The organism is Streptomyces sp. NL15-2K, from assembly GCF_030551255.1.
In the GTDB taxonomy this organism is placed as follows: Bacteria; Actinomycetota; Actinomycetes; order Streptomycetales; family Streptomycetaceae; genus Streptomyces.
This window is the reverse complement of the sequence record NZ_CP130630.1, coordinates 11,351,865-11,367,342: the sequence shown is the minus strand read 5'-3', so window position 1 is coordinate 11,367,342 and position 15,478 is coordinate 11,351,865. Positions and strand designations below refer to the sequence as shown.

The 15,478-nt window shown below is 71.4% G+C and carries 14 protein-coding genes; 3 read left to right on the top strand and 11 right to left on the bottom strand.

The annotated features are described in order from the left end of the window. Positions 1–185 precede the first annotated feature (185 nt). Positions 186–2,444 carry a heavy metal translocating P-type ATPase gene (locus Q4V64_RS49655; protein ID WP_124444785.1) on the top strand — a complete coding sequence of 753 codons (2,259 nt, stop codon included), beginning with the start codon at positions 186–188 and terminating at the stop codon, positions 2,442–2,444. A 66-nt stretch (positions 2,445–2,510) separates the two neighbouring features. On the opposite strand, the gene Q4V64_RS49650 is transcribed toward Q4V64_RS49655, so the two are convergent. The 9 genes from Q4V64_RS49650 to Q4V64_RS49610 all read right to left on the bottom strand — a co-directional run bounded on the left by Q4V64_RS49650 (position 2,511) and on the right by Q4V64_RS49610 (position 10,692). Continuing rightward, a complete protein-coding gene (locus tag Q4V64_RS49650; RefSeq protein ID WP_124444784.1) occupies positions 2,511–2,963 on the bottom strand; it encodes a phospholipase in 453 nt (150 codons plus the stop codon). 171 nt (positions 2,964–3,134) lie between these two features. After that, positions 3,135–3,734 (bottom strand): hypothetical protein, encoded by a 600-nt coding sequence (locus Q4V64_RS49645; protein WP_124444783.1) that lies wholly within the window; start codon positions 3,732–3,734, stop codon positions 3,135–3,137. Positions 3,735–3,739: 5 nt separating this feature from the next. After that, positions 3,740–4,612, bottom strand: coding sequence for a carbohydrate ABC transporter permease (locus Q4V64_RS49640; RefSeq protein WP_124444782.1), 873 nt, complete (start codon positions 4,610–4,612; stop codon positions 3,740–3,742). Continuing rightward, positions 4,609–5,553 (bottom strand): sugar ABC transporter permease, encoded by a 945-nt coding sequence (locus tag Q4V64_RS49635; RefSeq protein WP_124444781.1) that lies wholly within the window; start codon positions 5,551–5,553, stop codon positions 4,609–4,611. Before Q4V64_RS49635 ends, Q4V64_RS49640 begins: the two co-directional genes overlap by 4 nt. Then, positions 5,550–6,833: an ABC transporter substrate-binding protein gene (locus tag Q4V64_RS49630; RefSeq protein ID WP_124444780.1), complete on the bottom strand. Its 1,284-nt coding sequence runs from the start codon at positions 6,831–6,833 to the stop codon at positions 5,550–5,552. Before Q4V64_RS49630 ends, Q4V64_RS49635 begins: the two co-directional genes overlap by 4 nt. 119 nt (positions 6,834–6,952) lie before the next feature. Next, entirely contained in the window at positions 6,953–7,723 is a 771-nt protein-coding gene (locus Q4V64_RS49625; RefSeq protein WP_172629548.1) for a cupin, read from the bottom strand. Continuing rightward, positions 7,717–8,640 (bottom strand): PmoA family protein, encoded by a 924-nt coding sequence (locus Q4V64_RS49620; protein WP_124444779.1) that lies wholly within the window; start codon positions 8,638–8,640, stop codon positions 7,717–7,719. The genes Q4V64_RS49625 and Q4V64_RS49620 overlap by 7 nt, the downstream gene beginning before the upstream one ends. Then, the gene (locus Q4V64_RS49615) at positions 8,637–9,752 is read right to left on the bottom strand and encodes a Gfo/Idh/MocA family oxidoreductase (protein WP_124444778.1); all 1,116 of its coding nucleotides are present in this window, start codon (positions 9,750–9,752) and stop codon (positions 8,637–8,639) included. The genes Q4V64_RS49620 and Q4V64_RS49615 overlap by 4 nt, the downstream gene beginning before the upstream one ends. A gap of 148 nt (positions 9,753–9,900) precedes the next feature. Then, the gene (locus tag Q4V64_RS49610) at positions 9,901–10,692 is read right to left on the bottom strand and encodes a class I SAM-dependent methyltransferase (protein ID WP_124444777.1); all 792 of its coding nucleotides are present in this window, start codon (positions 10,690–10,692) and stop codon (positions 9,901–9,903) included. 129 nt (positions 10,693–10,821) lie between these two features. Between Q4V64_RS49610 and Q4V64_RS49605 the strand changes: the two genes are divergently transcribed. Together Q4V64_RS49605 and Q4V64_RS49600 are read left to right on the top strand one after the other, a co-directional pair. Next, on the top strand, positions 10,822–12,054 hold the full coding sequence (locus tag Q4V64_RS49605) for a sensor histidine kinase (protein WP_303714891.1): 1,233 nt from the start codon (positions 10,822–10,824) through the stop codon (positions 12,052–12,054). Further along, the gene (locus Q4V64_RS49600) at positions 12,051–12,698 is read left to right on the top strand and encodes a response regulator transcription factor (protein WP_124444775.1); all 648 of its coding nucleotides are present in this window, start codon (positions 12,051–12,053) and stop codon (positions 12,696–12,698) included. The genes Q4V64_RS49605 and Q4V64_RS49600 overlap by 4 nt, the downstream gene beginning before the upstream one ends. A 306-nt stretch (positions 12,699–13,004) precedes the next feature. On the opposite strand, the gene Q4V64_RS49595 is transcribed toward Q4V64_RS49600, so the two are convergent. Beyond that, on the bottom strand, positions 13,005–13,757 hold the full coding sequence (locus Q4V64_RS49595; RefSeq protein ID WP_124444774.1) for a response regulator: 753 nt from the start codon (positions 13,755–13,757) through the stop codon (positions 13,005–13,007). Beyond that, positions 13,754–15,403, bottom strand: a complete 1,650-nt coding sequence (locus tag Q4V64_RS49590) for an ATP-binding protein (RefSeq protein WP_124444823.1) — start codon at positions 15,401–15,403, stop codon at positions 13,754–13,756. Before Q4V64_RS49590 ends, Q4V64_RS49595 begins: the two co-directional genes overlap by 4 nt. Between the last annotated feature and the right edge of the window lie 75 nt (positions 15,404–15,478).

The window sequence follows — 15,478 nt, the reverse complement described above, 5'->3', positions numbered from 1 at the left end:
GCTTCTTCTTGTGCGGGGCCTCGATGCACTTCACCATACCCCTAGGGGGTATGAAGTCAAGTCTTGGGAAGACTTGCCCCGGATACGGGTAGGGGGTATACAGGAGGCCGACACGAAGAATACCCCCAGCCCGTATATCTGCAGGACGCGGCAGCGGGGGCGACCACCCGATACGAGGAGCAGTGATGACCACCAGCACGACCGGCGCCACCGCCGGCACCGAACTCGTCATCGGCGGCATGACCTGCGCCTCATGCGCCGCGCGCATCGAGAAGAAGCTCAACCGCATGGACGGGGTCACGGCCACCGTCAACTACGCCACCGAAAAGGCCAGCGTCACCCACTCCGGTGATGTCTCCGTGCAGGACCTGATCGCCACCGTCGAGAAGACCGGGTACACCGCGCACGAACCCGCGCCGGCCCGGAGGGAGCCGGAGGACGGGTCGGCGGAGGCGGACGACGAACTGCGGCCGCTGCGGGAACGGCTGATCACCGCGGTGGTGCTGGCCGTGCCCGTCATCGCCATGGCGATGATCCCCGCCCTGCAGTTCGAGTACTGGCAGTGGCTCTCGCTGACGCTGGCGGCGCCCGTGGTGACGTACGCCGGATGGCCCTTCCACAAGGCGGCGTTCACCAACGCGCGGCACGGCGCCGCCACCATGGACACCCTCATCTCGGTCGGTACGACGGCCGCGTTCGGCTGGTCACTGTGGGCGCTGTTCTTCGGGACCGCGGGCACGCCCGGCATGACCCACCCCTTCGAGTTGACCATCGCCCGCGGTGACGGCGCCGGGAACATCTACCTGGAGGCCGCCGCCGGAGTCACCGCCTTCATCCTGGCCGGGCGGTACTTCGAGGCCCGCTCCAAGCGCAAGGCGGGCGCGGCCCTGAAGGCCCTGCTGGAGCTGGGCGCGAAGGACGTCACCCTGCTGCGTCCCGGCGGCGGCGAACAGACCGTATCCATAACGGACTTGAAGGCGGGCGACCGCTTCCTGGTCCGCCCCGGCGAGAAGATCGCCACCGACGGGACGGTCGTCGAGGGCTCCTCCGCCGTGGACGCCTCCATGCTCACCGGCGAGTCCGTGCCCGTGGAGGTCGGCGTCGGCGACGCGGTCACCGGAGCGACGGTCAACGCGGGCGGCCGGCTCGTCGTCGAGGCGACCCGGGTGGGCGCCGACACCCAACTGGCCCGGATGGCCAAGCTGGTCGAGGACGCCCAGAACGGCAAGGCGGCGGCCCAGCGGCTCGCCGACCGGATCTCCGCCGTCTTCGTCCCCATCGTCATCGCCCTCGCCCTGGGCACCCTCGGTTTCTGGCTCGGCAACGGCGCCGGGCTGACGGCCGCCTTCACCGCCGCCGTCGCCGTCCTGATCATCGCCTGCCCCTGCGCCCTGGGCCTGGCCACACCGACCGCACTGCTCGTCGGAACCGGACGCGGAGCCCAGCTCGGCATCCTCATCAAGGGTCCGGAGGTCCTGGAGTCCACCCGCAAGGTCGACACCATCGTCCTCGACAAGACCGGCACCGTCACCACCGGCCGCATGAGCCTGCTGGCCGTGCACACCGCCGAGGGCGGCGAGGAGGCCGAAGTACTGCGGCTGGCGGGCGCGTTGGAGCACTCCTCCGAGCACCCCGTCGCCCGCGCCGTCGCCGAGGGCGCGCTGAAGAAGCTGGGCTCCCTGCCCACACCCGAGGACTTCGCCAACGTGCCCGGTCTCGGTGTGCAGGGCATCGTCGACGGTCACGCGGTCCTCGTCGGACGCGAACAACTGCTGTCCGAGTGGGCGATGGAGCTGCCGGGTGAGCTTGCCCGCGCCAAGGGCGATGCCGAGGCGGCGGGTCGTACGGCCATCGCGGTCGCCTGGGACGGCGAGGCGCGCGCGGTCCTCGAAGTCGCCGACGCGGTGAAGGAGACCAGCGCCGAGGCGATCATGCGGCTGCGCGCCCTCGGTCTGACCCCGATCCTGCTGACCGGCGACAACCGGGCCGTGGCCCAGGCGGTCGCCCGCGAGGTCGGCATCGCACCCGAGGACGTCATCGCCGAGGTGCTGCCGCAGGACAAGGTCGATGTCGTCAAGCGCCTTCAGGCCGAGGGCCGTTCGGTCGCCATGGTCGGCGACGGCGTCAACGACGCGGCCGCCCTGGCCCAGGCCGACCTGGGCCTCGCCATGGGCACCGGCACGGACGCCGCGATCGAGGCCGGCGACCTGACCCTCGTCCGAGGCGATCTGCGCGCCGCGGCCGACGCCATCCGCCTCGCCCGCAAGACCCTCGGAACCATCCGGTCCAACCTGTTCTGGGCCTTCGCCTACAACGTGGCCGCCCTGCCGCTCGCCGCGGCGGGCCTGCTCAACCCGATGCTCGCGGGGGCGGCGATGGCGTTCTCGTCCGTGTTCGTGGTCGGCAACTCCCTGCGGCTGCGCTCCTTCCGGGCCGCGGACTGAGGCGATCCACCTCACAGGGGGGCGCCGCGCAAGCGGCACCCCCCTCCCATGTGCACCGGCCAGCCGTCAGCCGAAGGCCCTGACCGCCTGGTAGTACGTCCATGCCGTGCTGTTGCAGGCGGTCTTCGTGCCGCCGCTGTACTTGGCGCACACGCGCTTGAGGTCCTCGTAGAAGGCGCTGTCGAGGCGCGTCTTGTTGGCGCTGAACGTGCCCGCGGCCTTGTAGTTGCGATAGCCGAAGTCGTGCCGGGCGCAGGACATCTGGAAGGGGAAGCCGAACGGGTTGTCCGGCGAGGACGAGCAGTAGTCGGTGGACCAGTCGAACGCGTAGGCGCTCCAGGTGGCCTGGTTCGCGCGGGCGGCGGCCCAGGTGTTGTAGCTCGACGCGCTGGTCTGGGTCCAGCTCGCGAGGACCTGGGGTTTGTCGGCGGGAGCGGCGTCGGCGGCTGTGGCGGTGCCGACGACGGTGATCAGGGCCAGCGTTGAGGCGGCCATACCGGTGGCGAGTCTGCGGTGCATCCCACACCTCCATGAGGCTGCGACCCCCTTCGGGTCGCAGGTTCATGACAAGATGATTGACACCGCAACGGTGCTTTCACACCGCGTGTTCCCTAATCGCCCCTTAACTCTTGGACATGCCAGGAGATCGGAGGGTGAACAGGGCCGAATCTCCTGGCCGGTGATGTCGCGTCAGGTTCGGCGCGCAGCGCCGCGCCGCACGTCGACCGCGGTGAGCGCCAACGCCAGCGGCCCCGGGGCGAGGAAGGCGAGGGGCAGCAGCATCCAGGCGCACGCGGCGGCCGTCGCCACCGCGAACAGCACCAGGGCGCTGCCGCCCGCATCCCGTACGGCGTCCCGCGCGGCCCCGCGGACAGCGGCAGGCCAGTCGGTGAGCGACTCGGGGCGCGCACACGCCCTGAGGCCCACCACCAGGGCTCCCGCGCCGATCGCGGCGGCCACCACCGCGAACAGCGGCGCCCCGGGCAGTCCGGCCCCGGCCAGCGCCAGGTCGGCGACGAACAGCAGCGCGCCGGCCAGGGCGACGGCCCCCGCCGCCAGGTCGCCGGCTCGCAACCGTCGCCGTAGCACCGTCAAGTACCGCCCGGCGGTGGCCGGTTGCCCCTCCCCCGCGCCTCGCAGCACCGCGCACGCGCTCGACAGCGCGGCCGGTACGGTCACCAGCGGCAGGCAGGCCACCGCCGTGGCGAGGCCGACGCTCAGCATGTCGGCGAACAGGGTCATCCGGGGACCGAAGACCTCGCCCGGCTCCCGTGTCTGCATCTCACTCATCCCGTTCACCCCTTGAGTCCGGAGCTGGCCATGCCCTCCACCAGGAAGCGCTGGAAGGCGAGGAAGAACAGCACGATCGGCAGCAGCGCGATCACCGACATCGCGAACATCGGGCCGAACGAGGACTGGCTGGAGGCGTCCACGAACGACCGCAGGGCGAGCGTGAGCGTGAACTTCTCCGGGTCGAAGAGGTAGATGAGCTGGGTGAAGAAGTCGTTCCAGGTCCAGATGAAGGTGAAGATCGCCGTGGTGATCAGCGCGGGCCGGGTGAGCGGCAGGACCACCTGGAAGAAGCTGCGGAAGGGGCCGCAACCGTCGATGCGGGCCGCCTCCTCCAGCTCGCGCGGCAGACCGCGCATGAACTGCACGATGAGGAAGACGAAGAACGCCTCCGTGGCGAGGAACTTCGGCAGGATCAGCGGCCAGTAGGTGTTCACCAGGCCCAACTGGTTGAAGATGATGTACTGCGGGATCAGGATCGCGTGGTGCGGCAGCATGATCGTGGCGATCATGAAGGCGAACAACGGGCCGCGGAAGCGGAACCTGAGACGTGCGAAGGCGTAGGCGGCGAGTGAGCAGCTGATGACGTTGCCGAGGACCGCGCCGCCCGCGATCAGCAGCGAGTTGGACAGCAGCCGCCAGATGGAGACGTCGTTCACGCCCTCGAAGGCGGTCGTGTAGTTCGACCACTCCAGGCGGCTGGGCAGCAGGTCGAGGCTCGCGATGACCTCGTTCGCGGGCTTGAGCGAGGTGGCGAGCAGCCAGGCCAGCGGGTAGAGCATGACCAACAGGGCGGCCAGGCAGCCGAGGTGCAGGGCGATCCGGCCCCACGCGACGGGCTTGCGGGGAGCGGCGGTTGAGGTGGCGGTGGTGGTCATCGGTCCCCCTCGGACGCGTAGAAGACCCAGGAGCGTGACGTGCGGAACAGCACCGCCGTGACGACGCCGATGACGAGGAGCAGCACCCAGGCCATGGCGGAGGCGTAGCCCATGTGGGAGGCGACGAAGCCGCGGTCGTAGAGGTACATGGTGTAGACGAGGGTGGAGTCGGCGGGGCCGCCCTTGCCGGCGCTGACCGCGAAGGCGGGCGTGAACACCTGGAAGGCCTGGATGGTCTGGAGCACCAGGTTGAAGAAGAGCACCGGGGACAGCATCGGCACGGTGACGGACAGGAACTGCCGCCACTTCCCCGCCCCGTCCACGGCCGCCGCCTCGTACAGCTCGGCGGGGATCTGCTGGAGGCCCGCGAGGAAGATGACCATCGGCGCGCCGAACTGCCACACCGTCAGCAGCGCCACGGCCAGCAGCGCCCAGCCGGGCTTGTTCACCCAGCCGCCGGTGCCGAGCAGGTTGTCCACCGTGCCGCCGTCGTTGAAGACCGCCCGCCAGACGAGGGCGATGGACATGGAGGCGCCGAGCAGCGAGGGCGCGTAGAAGGCGGACCGGTAGAAGGCCTTGCCGCGCTTCATGGACTTCAGGGCGAGCGCGACGACGAGGGCCAGGGCCAGTTGCAGGGGGACGGCGATGACGACGTACGTCACGGTCGTCACGACCGACCGCCAGTAGCGCGGGTCCTCTGTGAACATCTGCGTGTAGTTGCGCAGGCCCACCCACTGGGGCGGGTCGAACAGGTTGTAGTCGGTGAACGACAGGTACAGCGACACGGCCATCGGCAGCAGCGTGAGGACGATCGCGCCGAGCACCCACGGGGACAGGAACACCCAGGCGGCGCCCTCGCGTTCGCGCTTGGGGCGGCGCTTCGGGGCGGTGGCGGGGCGCTTCGGTCGTGCGGTGGGTGCGGGGATGTCGGTGGTGGTCATGACCTCAGCTCCGCCTTCGCCTCGGTGACGTAGTTCTCGGCCGCCTCGCGGGGCGACATGCGCTCGTACGACACCTGGTCGTAGTCGCGCTGGAAGGTGGTCTGCAGGGCGTTGTCGCCCGAGGGCGGGGCCTGTGGCGGGTCCTTCAGGGTGCCTTCGAAGGACGACTGGTAGTCGGCGACGGTCTTGTCGAAGTCCTTCAGCTGCGGCTCTGTCTCCTCGCGGATGGTCTCGTTGACGGGGATGCCGCGGGTGGCGCCGAGGATCCTCGCCGCTTCCTTGTCGTTGAGGAGGAAGTCGATGAGCTGCGCCGCCTCCTTCGCGTGACCGGTGTTGGCGGAGATGCCGAGGAACATCGACGGCTTGAAGTACTGGCCGGGTGTGCCGTCCTCGCCGGAGGGCATCGGGGCGAGCACGATGCCGCTCGGGACGAGGGCGAGGAAACCGCTCGCCGGGGCGTCCCAGTTGGCGTCGCTGACGGCCTTGCCGCGTCCGAGCGGGGTGTTCTCCACGGTTCCGTCGAGCTGCGTGGTCTGCTCGGCGGGTGAGACGGCACCTTCGCGGCGGAGCTTGTCGGTGAAGGTCCACCACTGCGTCAGATCGTCGGCGGTGAAGCCGAGCCCACCGTCCTTCGTGTAAAGGGCCTTGCCCTGGCCGCGCAGCCAGACCTCGAAGGCGTCCTCACTCCAGCCGAGGTCGGTGCCCCCGGGTTTGCCGGTCTTCTTCGCCAGCGCGCGCATGGCGTCGGCCCAGTCGCTCCAGGTCCAGCCCTGGCGCGGGAGCGGTACCCCCGACTCCTTCCAGGTCTTGACGTCGTACACGACGGTCTCGGTACCGCGGCCCTGCGGGATCGCGTACTGCTTGCCCTCCACCCGGCCGGTGTCGAGCAGGCCCGGGTCGATCTCGGACGTGCGCAGGACGGCCTTCTGCTTGGCGAGATCGAGCAGGACGTCCCCTGAGGCGTACTGGTCGATCTGGCGGTAGTCGAGCTGCATCACGTCGGGGGCGTCGCCGCCCGCGGCCTGGGTGGCGAGCTTCTGTTTGTAGGTGTCGTATCCCGCGAACGACGTCTGCACGGATATGTCCGGGTGCTGTTTCTCGAACAGGGCGACGGCCTGCTCGGTGCGTTCCGCGCGGTCGGGGTTGCCCCACCACGTGTAGCGCAGCACGACCTTGCCGCCGCCCACCGAGTCCCCGGATCCCCCGCAACCGGCCAGCACCGCACAGAGTGCGAGTGCGGCGGCCGTTGCGCAGAACCCCTTTGTCCTGTGTCCGGGCATGCCGAGGTCACCTCTTTCTCTCCTCGGACCTTCTGTTGACGCCCCCCTGCACTCCCCTTGATCTCCCCTGGCGGTCTCCTCAACGCGCCTTGCTCAGCCCCCCCCGGTTCGGCGCGCCGCTACTCGCCCCCGTGCGGCAACGTCGTCCCCGGCAGGTTGTACTCGTCCCTTCGGCCGCACATCCCGAAGCCGCCGAGCCTTGTGGGCGCGGTTTCGTGGGCGGTCGCCTCGGCGAGATAGGCCGGTTCACCGTCCGCCAGCGCGTCGAGCTGGGCGCCGGTGCGTTCGGCGGTGGCGAGCGCACCGGCCCGCCACAGCTCGCGCCAGGCCGGCACCTTGGCGCGCACGAGCCGGGCTGCGGCGCGCTGGAACTCGGCGTACGGGCCGTTGTCCCCGGCGACGAGGGCCTCGCGCAGGACGAGGTAGCCCTCGACGGCGAGGTCCCTGCGGCGCCGGGCGGCCGTCGCCGTCTCCTCTCCCGTGCCGGGCGGCAGCGTCGCCGCGGCCGCGTACTTCTCGGGGTCGGCGAGCACCTCGGGCGGGAAGGTGAAGACGGCGTCCCCGGCCTCGGGCAGGCCGCTGTTCTGCATCAGCACGGTGATGCGCAGGTCGCCGCCCTGGACCATGCGGTGCACGGTCCCCGGCGTGAACCAGGCGACCGAGCCCGCCTCCAGCGGGATGTCCCGGTAGCCGTCGGGGCTCAGCGTCTGCACCGCGCCCTGTCCGCCGGTGACGACGTACGCCTCCGTGCACACCAGATGCAGATGCGGGCTGCCGCCGCACACACCGTCGGCGGCCTCCCAGTCGTAGGCGCTGAGGTGGGACAGGCCGACGGCACCGGGCAGCGGGTGCGGGAGCGTGGGCTTCACGGCTGCGGGGTCGCTCACCACGGCAGGCCCTCCAGGTACGTGCCCACGCGGTCGCGGTCCCAGGCGCCGTCGGCGACGACGACCCGGTAGCGGTAGGCGAAGGACTCGCCCGGCGGCAGCTCGAACTCCTCGAAGAACGCCCAGGAGAACGCGACCGTCGGGAACGGCTCGGAACGCACGAACCAGTGGGACTCGTGGACGGCCGTCCGCTCGTCGAGGTTCTCCGGCGCGTGCGCGAAGACGAGCGTGGAGTGCCCGTCGAACTCGTCGTGCTCGGTGGTGAACGCCAGCCAGGGCCCCTGGGAGCCCATCAGCTTCTCGGCGTCGGTGTCCGGGGCGAAGACGGTGCCACCGGTGAAGTCGCGCGGCCCGCGCCACTGGAGTCCGGTATAGCCGGCCATCTCGCGGCCCGCGGTGGTCGGGGAGCCGAAGGCCAGTGGTGTGTCGCGGACGTTGGTGAGGCGGATCGACCAGTCCAGGGCCCAGGCGCCGGCCTCCTCGTCGACCGAGTGGACGACGATGCCGCGCTCCTCGCGGGCCCACTCCTGGCCGCCGTTCTCGACCCAGGTGAGGTTCTCGGCGAAGGCGAGCCGGTCGTCCTCGACGTCGAACACGGGGAAGCCGTCGTGCCGCATCGAGCCGACACGCTCCGGCAGGCGCAGGTAGCCCTGGCCGTGGACGTAGCAGTTGCCGCCCCAGAAGTTCTGGCCGGACAGATGACTCGCCGTCATCTGCAGGCCCTTGTGCCAGCGGTGGTCGTTCGGGCGGTAGCCGGTCACCGTGCGCCCGGCGAGGGTGCGCACCGGGTGGGCGTAGGGCTTGCGGGCCTCGAAGGGGTCGGGGTCGGGACGGTAGACGTAGCGGAGGATCTCGGTGCCGTCCGCGGTCGCCACGGCGATGTCCTCGCCGTGCGTGTGACGGACGCGGATGGTGCTCATGCGCTCTCCTTGGGGGCCCAGTCGGGGTGCTCGCCGTGCATGGACGGGTAGAAGGGATCGCCGGGTCCGATGTCGCCCGCGTGCACCGGGTCGCCGGTGAACGCCGCTTTGTAGAGGGCGGCGGCGAACTCGAGGGTGGCACGGGCCTCGGGGCCGCTGTTCGGTGGCCGGACACCGTTGTCGTACGCGTCGAGGAGCGCGCCGAGCTGCGCCGTGTGCGAGCTGGGCAGGTCCGAGGCGGGGGTGCGCCAGGCGGCGGCGCGCTCGGAGGCGACGTGCGGGGCCGGGGTGTAGACCCAGTCGTCGTTGCGGTGCCCGTACAGGTGGGTGAGCTCGACCGTGGCGTCGGCGCAGTCGATGCGGATGCGGCTCACCTCGTCCGGAGAGAGCACGCTGTTGACGACGGTGGCCAGGGCGCCGTTCTCGAACCGTACTAGGGCCGTGGAGACGTCTTCGCTCTCGGTGTCGTGGACCAGCCGCGCGGCCATCGCCCGCACCTCCGTCCACGGGCCGAGCAGGTGCAGCAGCAGGTCGTACTGGTGGATGCCGTGTCCCATGGTCGGCCCGCCGCCCTCGGTGGCCCACTTTCCGCGCCAGGGCACGGCGTAGTAGGCGGCGTCCCGGTGCCAGGTGGTCTGGCAGTGCGCGACCAATGGGGCGCCCAGCTCGCCGCTCGCGATCAGTTCGCGGGCGTGGACGGCGCCGGAGCCGTAGCGGTGCTGGAAGACCACGGACGCGTAGGCCCCGGAGGCCTCCTCGGCCGCCGCGATCTCGTCGTACTCGGCGAGCGACAGGGTCAGCGGCTTCTCGCACAGCACCCAGGCGCCTGCCTTCAGCGCGGCGACCGTCTGCTCCCGGTGCAGGGACGGGGGCGTGCCGATGAGGACGAGGTCGGGGCGTGCGGCGTCCAGCATCGCGTCCATCGACGTGTACCCGGCGACCTGGCCGCCCGCGATCTCCCGGAACTGGTCGAGCCGGTCCTGGTCCACGTCGACGGCGGCCACCAGTTCCGTCCGGTCGGCGTGGGCTCTGAGGGCGGGCAGGTGGCTGCCGCTGACGATGGCGCCGGTGCCGACGACGGCGACCCGGCGGCGGGCTGGGAGCGGGGGCATGCGGTTCTCCTGGGACGGCTCGGACACGCAGAAAGCGCTTGCTCTCAGAGAGCGACCCTAGGTGGCAACCGAATGTACGGACAACCCCCTGAGCAGGGAAACGGGAAAGGCCTACTCCGAACCTCCACGGCTCGCGCGGCGTCGACGGTCAGTTCGCGCCGACGTCGTTCCCGTGCGTGACGCGGATCTTGGACTGCCCGTGCGGGAGTTTCTCCCAGTCGTCCATGAAGCGGGCCCGCAGGCCGTGCCGCTCGGCCAGGGCCACGAGCGTCTCGGTGCGGTAGTAGAAGTCCTCCCGCAGTACGTGGTGCTCCTCGCCCTCGGTGCGGTCGAAGGTGAAGTCGAACCAGCCGCCCGGCGCGAGCACCCGGCTCACGTTGGCCAGGCACTCCTCGATGACGGGCAGCGGCGAGTGGGAGAAGACACTGTGCGCGTGCACCACGTCGAAACGGGCCGCGGGCAGGAACCGCAGCGTCAGGTCGCGCACCGGGGTCAGCGAGGGGAGCCGCTGTTCCAGGCCCATCTCCACGACGGTGTCCTGCGCGGCGAAGAGGATGTCGGGCGAGATGTCGATGCCGTAGTAGTGCCCCGGCTCCAGGTGCCGGATGAACCGCCAGCCTCCCCGCAGGTTGCCGCAGCCGATCTCCAGCATGCGGTGCTCGGGGCGCAGACCGTGCCCGAGGAGGTAGTCGAACTGCATCGCCCCGAGCGCCAGCCAGCGCTCACGGTTACGGCTGCCGACCGCCGCGTCCGGGTCGGCACGGGTGTCGGAGCGCATCACCGCGCGGTAGTAGGAGATGTGGTCGGCGTGCCGGTGGCGCAGCCACATGTCGCGGGCGGCGCGGGCCAGGTGGCGGGGCACTTTCCCGGGGTGGCGCACGGCGTAGGTGACACGGTGGCCGAGGGCGGCGCGGTTGGCGGTGAGGTTCTTGGTGGTCATGGATCCAGCCTCGGGGCTCCTGCCGCTCATCCGCTCGGTCAACCGGCTGCGGTCCGGGGGCATTCGGGTGAACCTCATGTCAGCCGATCGGTTGATGCGGTGCCGCGTCCGGCGCGTTAGACACGGAGGATGGAACACACCGATCCGGACGAGCGCTGGCTGGCTACGGTCGTCGACGCCGCGTTCTTCCTGCTGCTCGGCTCCTCGTTCGCCCGTTTCCTGACCCGCGACCAGGACGGGGCGCGCACCGGGTGGGTGGTGGCGCTCTTCGCGGTCTTCTGTCTGCTCTACGTCCTCGGGCGCTTTCTGGCCCCGGCCCCCCGCCCCGGCTCGCCGGCCACCCCGCGTCATCTGGTCTGGCTGGGCTCGGTGTCCGCCGTCTGGGTGGTGCTCCTCGTCCTCACGCCGAGCGCCACGTGGTGCGCTATGCCCCTGCTGTTCGCCGGTCTGCACGCGCTGCGCCCGCGGCTCGCGGTGCCGCTCGCGGTCGTGCTCACCGCGCTGGTGGTCGCCTCCCAGGTGCGGTCGGCCGACGGCACGCTCAACCCCAACATGGTGGTGGCCCCGCCGGCCGTCGCCGCGGTCGCCACCGCCGTACTGGTCCATCTGCAGCGCCAAGGGGCCCGGCAGCGGGTGCTCATCGAGGACCTGGTCCGCACCCGCCACGACCTCGCGGCCACCGAACGGCGGGCGGGGGTGCTGGCGGAACGGCAGCGCCTGTCCTCGGAGATCCACGACACCCTCGCGCAGGGCCTGTCCAGCCAGCGGATGCTGCTCCAGGCCGCCGAGCGCGTCTGGAACACGGACCCGCACGCGGCGCGTGACCACGTCCGCGAAGCGGCCGGGATCACCTCCCGCAACCTCACGGAGGCCCGCCGGTTCGTCCACGACCTGGCGCCGGCCGACCTCGCCCGGCAGTCGCTCCCCGACGCCCTCGCCGCACTCGCCGCACGGGAGAGCGGTCCGGGCCTGACCGTGGAGTTCCGGCTCGACGGCGATCCGGGCCGGCTGCCGGAACGGGTGGAGGCCACGCTCCTGCGCATCGCCCAGGGGGCGCTGGCCAATGTCCGCGAGCATGCCGCGGCGACACGGGCCGCGGTAACCCTGACCTGCCTGGACGACCAGATCTCGCTGGACGTCGCCGACAACGGCCGCGGATTCGACGTGGACCGCCCGAGCCCGGGGACCGCGTCAGAGCCTGGCCGAGCGCGCGGGCACGGGCTGCCGGCCATGCGCATCCGGGCCCGGCAGGCAGGCGGCGCACTCACCGTGGAGTCCACGCCGGGCGAGGGCACCGTCGTATCGGCGGCCGTCCCGCTCACCTCCTTCGTCCCCGCCCCACACAAGGAGCCCGTCCGATGAGTAGATCGGTGTCCTCACCGCCCGTCCGGCTGCTGCTGTGCGACGACCACGCCGTGGTCCGTGCGGGGCTGCGCGCCCTGCTGTCCAGCGCCGACGGCATCGAGGTCGTCGGTGAGGCGGGCAGCGGCGAGGAGGCGCTCGCCCTGGCCGACCGCCTGAGCCCCGACGTGGTGCTGATGGACCTCCAGCTCGACGGCGCCATGGACGGCGTGACGGCCACGCGGCGCCTGACCTCCGGCGATGCGGCGGGTCCCCGCGTGCTGGTGCTCACCATGTTCGACACCGACGCCGACATCACCCGCGCCATCGAGGCGGGCGCCACGGGCTATCTGCTCAAGGCCGAACGCCCCGAGGAACTGTTCACGGCGATCCGCAACGCGGCGTCCGGCCGCACCGCCCTGTCCGCCCCCGTGGCCGACCGGCTGCTGACCCGGCTGCGCAGCCCGGCTCCCGCCCTGTCCGCGCGTGAGCGCGAGATCCTCGGGCAGCTGGCCCGCGGCCTGGGCAACCGGGAGATCGCCCGGGCCCTGTTCATCAGCGAGGCGACGGTCAAGACCCACCTGGGGCGGATCTACGGCAAGTTGGGGGTGGAGACACGGGCCGGCGCGGTGGCGGTGGCCAAGGAGCGACGGCTGCTGCCGTGACGTCCGAGCGGTTCATGAGTTCTGCCTGCTCAAGGCCCGCCTCAACCCACTCTGACACTCATCGGTCACGCCTCGGCAGCACACCTAGTGCCCCGGCAGGCAACGTTTGCCCGTCAAGGAGCGCCCGCCGCGCAGCGGCCGAGGACCGCAGCCGGTGCGTGCTCTCGGCGTGCCGGCCGGAAGTCCTCGTACTGGATGTACTTGGGCTTTCGGCCGGTGCGGCGAGTGGGGGCACCTCCCACGCCTTTAGGGCAGTGGGGGAGCGTGCCGGGCGTCGCGACGGGGCGAACGTTGCCTGTCGGGGCACTAGGCCCGCGCTTCCCCACCCGGCCGGAGCCCCGTCGACTCATCGCGGAAGCGGTAGCGGCGCTCGGGTCGTCCCGCCATTCCGTAGCGCAGGGACACGTCGGCGCTGCCGATCGCGTGGAAGTGCTCCAGGTAGCGGCGGGCGCTGACGCGGGAGACGCCGGCCAGGGTCGCGCACTCGGCGGCGGACAGGGAGCCCTCCGCGGCGCGCAGCGTGCGTTCGATCAGCTCGGCGGTCTCCACGCTCATGCCCTTGGGCAGGGTGCCGGCGGCCGACGCCGGTACGGCCGCTCCGGCCAGCACCCGGTCCACGTCGGCCTGGCTGCGGACGACGGCGGTGAGCAGGCGGCCGCGCTGGACGGCGTAACGCTCCAGGCGGGCGCGCAGGTCCTCGAAGTCGAAGGGTTTCAGGAGGTAGTCGACCACGCCGTGGCGGGCGGCGCCGCGGACCGCGTCCGCCTCCCGGGCGGCACTGATGACCATGACGTCGCAGTCGTGGCCGGCGGTGCGCAGCCGGGGAATGACGTCCAGGCCGAAGACGTCCGGCAGGTACAGGTCGAGCAGGACGAGGTCGGGGCGCAGCGCGTCGACGGCGTGGGCCGCCTGCTCGCCGGTGTGGGCGACACCGACGACCCGGAACGGCTCGACGCGGTCGACGAAGGCGCGGTGGACCCTGGCCACCATGAAGTCGTCGTCGACCACGAGCACGTCGATCGCGTCGGCAGCACCCGACGTACGGGACACAGCGGTCATCGTGGCGCTCCTTCCGCCACCGCGTCGGCGAGGTGGCTGACGGTCATGCGTGCGGTGAACATGGCCCCGTCCGGGGTGTTGGTCACCGAGATCTCACCACCGTGACGCTCGCAGACCAGCCGCGTCAGCGCCAGGCCGATGCCGCGCTCGCCTTCCTGGGCGGCCTTGGTGGTGAAGCCGTGCGAGAAGACCTCCCGGGCGAGTTCCGGTGCGACGCCGGGGCCGGAGTCGCGGACCACGATCTCCACGCTGGAGGCGTCCTGGCGCAGGTCGACCTCGACCCATGGCTCGCCCTCATCGGTCTCCCCCGCGGCTGCCGCGTCCACCGCGTTGTCGACGAGGTTACCGACCACGGTCGCCACGTCGGCGGCGTCCTCCGGGGTGAGCCGGTCGAGCGCGGTGTCGTCCGAGATCCGCAGGCGGACCTTGCGTTCGGCGGCCAGGGAGGCCTTCGCCATCAGCAGGGCGGCGACGGCGGTGTCGCGGACCCGGCGGCTGAGGGAGACGTCCAGGGACTGGCGGCGCTGGTTGAGCGCGCGGATGTAGCGCACGACCTCCTCCTGCTCACCGATCTGGATCAGTCCGGAGATGGTGTGCAGCTGGTTGGCGAACTCGTGGGCCTGGGCGCGCAGCAGTTCGGTGGAGCTGCGGAAGGAGCCGATCTCCCGCTCCAGCCGGGCCAGTTCGGTGCGGTCCCGCAGGGTGGTGACGCTGCCGAGCGGGCGGCCGTCCTTGGTGACGGTCATCCGGTTCATCACCAGCACGCGGCCGTGCCGGACGACGACCTCGTCGCGCCGGCCGGCCGTGCCCTCGCGGTCGCCGGCCAGGACGTCCCGCAGCCGTCCCTCGATGCCGAGTTCGGCGAGGCTGAGGCCCACGCAGTCCTCGGGCAGGTCGAGCAGGCGCCGGCCCATCTCGTTGACCAGGGTGAGCCGGTGCTGGGGATCCAGGGCGATCACGCCCTCGGCGATGCCGTACAGCATCGCCTCGCGGTGCTCGGCCAGTCCCGCGATCTCGCGCGGTTCCAGGCCGAGGGTCTGCCGTTTGACCCGCCGGGACAGCAGCCAGGAGCCGGCCACGCCGAGTCCGCTGGCGATGCCCAGGTAGGCGAGCAGGTACGAGGAGGCGCCGCTGAGGCGCTGCCACACCGTCGGGTCGGCCTCGCCGATCATCACCGTGCCCAGGTGCTGTCCGAGGTTCTCCTGCGTCGCGCCGAGTACGGGCACTTGGGCGACGAGTTCGCGGCTGTCGTCCAGCCGCAGCGAGCCGGACCAGCCCCGGCCCTCGGTCGCGCCCTCGCCGAGAGGCAGCGGGTCGCCGGTCACGGTGGGGTTCGTCGAACTGACGATCCGGCCGTCGGCGTCGGCCACCGTCACCGAGGTGACTGAGGACTGCGTCTGCATGGAGTTCACCAGCGGGGCCAGCGCCTCGCGCGGCAGGGGCCGCGTGAGCTGGCTGCGCACCAGGGGGTTGGCGGCGAGCTGTTCGGCCAGCGCGGCGACCCGGCGGCCCTCGACGCGGTTGAAGGTCGCCTCCGACTGGGCGAGGGAGACAGCGGCGACCGCTGCCAGCACCACGACGACGATGGCGAGCTGGAGCAGCAGCATCTCGCCGGCGAGTGTCTGACGACGGAAAGTGGCGACCACGGCCGCCATCATGGCGCCCACCTGCGGTCAGGGAAAGAGACGTACCACCACCCGACGGTCCAGTGGTCACAAAGA

Bases quoted from the DNA above. Each gene is read 5' to 3' on its own strand.
- Q4V64_RS49655 (WP_124444785.1), top strand. From the start codon at position 186: ATGACCACCAGCACGACCGGCGCCACCGCCGGCACCGAACTCGTCATC.
- Q4V64_RS49650 (WP_124444784.1), bottom strand. From the start codon at position 2,963: ATGCACCGCAGACTCGCCACCGGTATGGCCGCCTCAACGCTGGCCCTG.
- Q4V64_RS49645 (WP_124444783.1), bottom strand. From the start codon at position 3,734: ATGAGTGAGATGCAGACACGGGAGCCGGGCGAGGTCTTCGGTCCCCGG.
- Q4V64_RS49640 (WP_124444782.1), bottom strand. From the start codon at position 4,612: ATGACCACCACCGCCACCTCAACCGCCGCTCCCCGCAAGCCCGTCGCG.
- Q4V64_RS49635 (WP_124444781.1), bottom strand. From the start codon at position 5,553: ATGACCACCACCGACATCCCCGCACCCACCGCACGACCGAAGCGCCCC.
- Q4V64_RS49630 (WP_124444780.1), bottom strand. From the start codon at position 6,833: ATGCCCGGACACAGGACAAAGGGGTTCTGCGCAACGGCCGCCGCACTC.
- Q4V64_RS49620 (WP_124444779.1), bottom strand. From the start codon at position 8,640: ATGAGCACCATCCGCGTCCGTCACACGCACGGCGAGGACATCGCCGTG.
- Q4V64_RS49615 (WP_124444778.1), bottom strand. From the start codon at position 9,752: ATGCCCCCGCTCCCAGCCCGCCGCCGGGTCGCCGTCGTCGGCACCGGC.
- Q4V64_RS49610 (WP_124444777.1), bottom strand. From the start codon at position 10,692: ATGACCACCAAGAACCTCACCGCCAACCGCGCCGCCCTCGGCCACCGT.
- Q4V64_RS49605 (WP_303714891.1), top strand. From the start codon at position 10,822: ATGGAACACACCGATCCGGACGAGCGCTGGCTGGCTACGGTCGTCGAC.
- Q4V64_RS49600 (WP_124444775.1), top strand. From the start codon at position 12,051: ATGAGTAGATCGGTGTCCTCACCGCCCGTCCGGCTGCTGCTGTGCGAC.
- Q4V64_RS49595 (WP_124444774.1), bottom strand. From the start codon at position 13,757: ATGACCGCTGTGTCCCGTACGTCGGGTGCTGCCGACGCGATCGACGTG.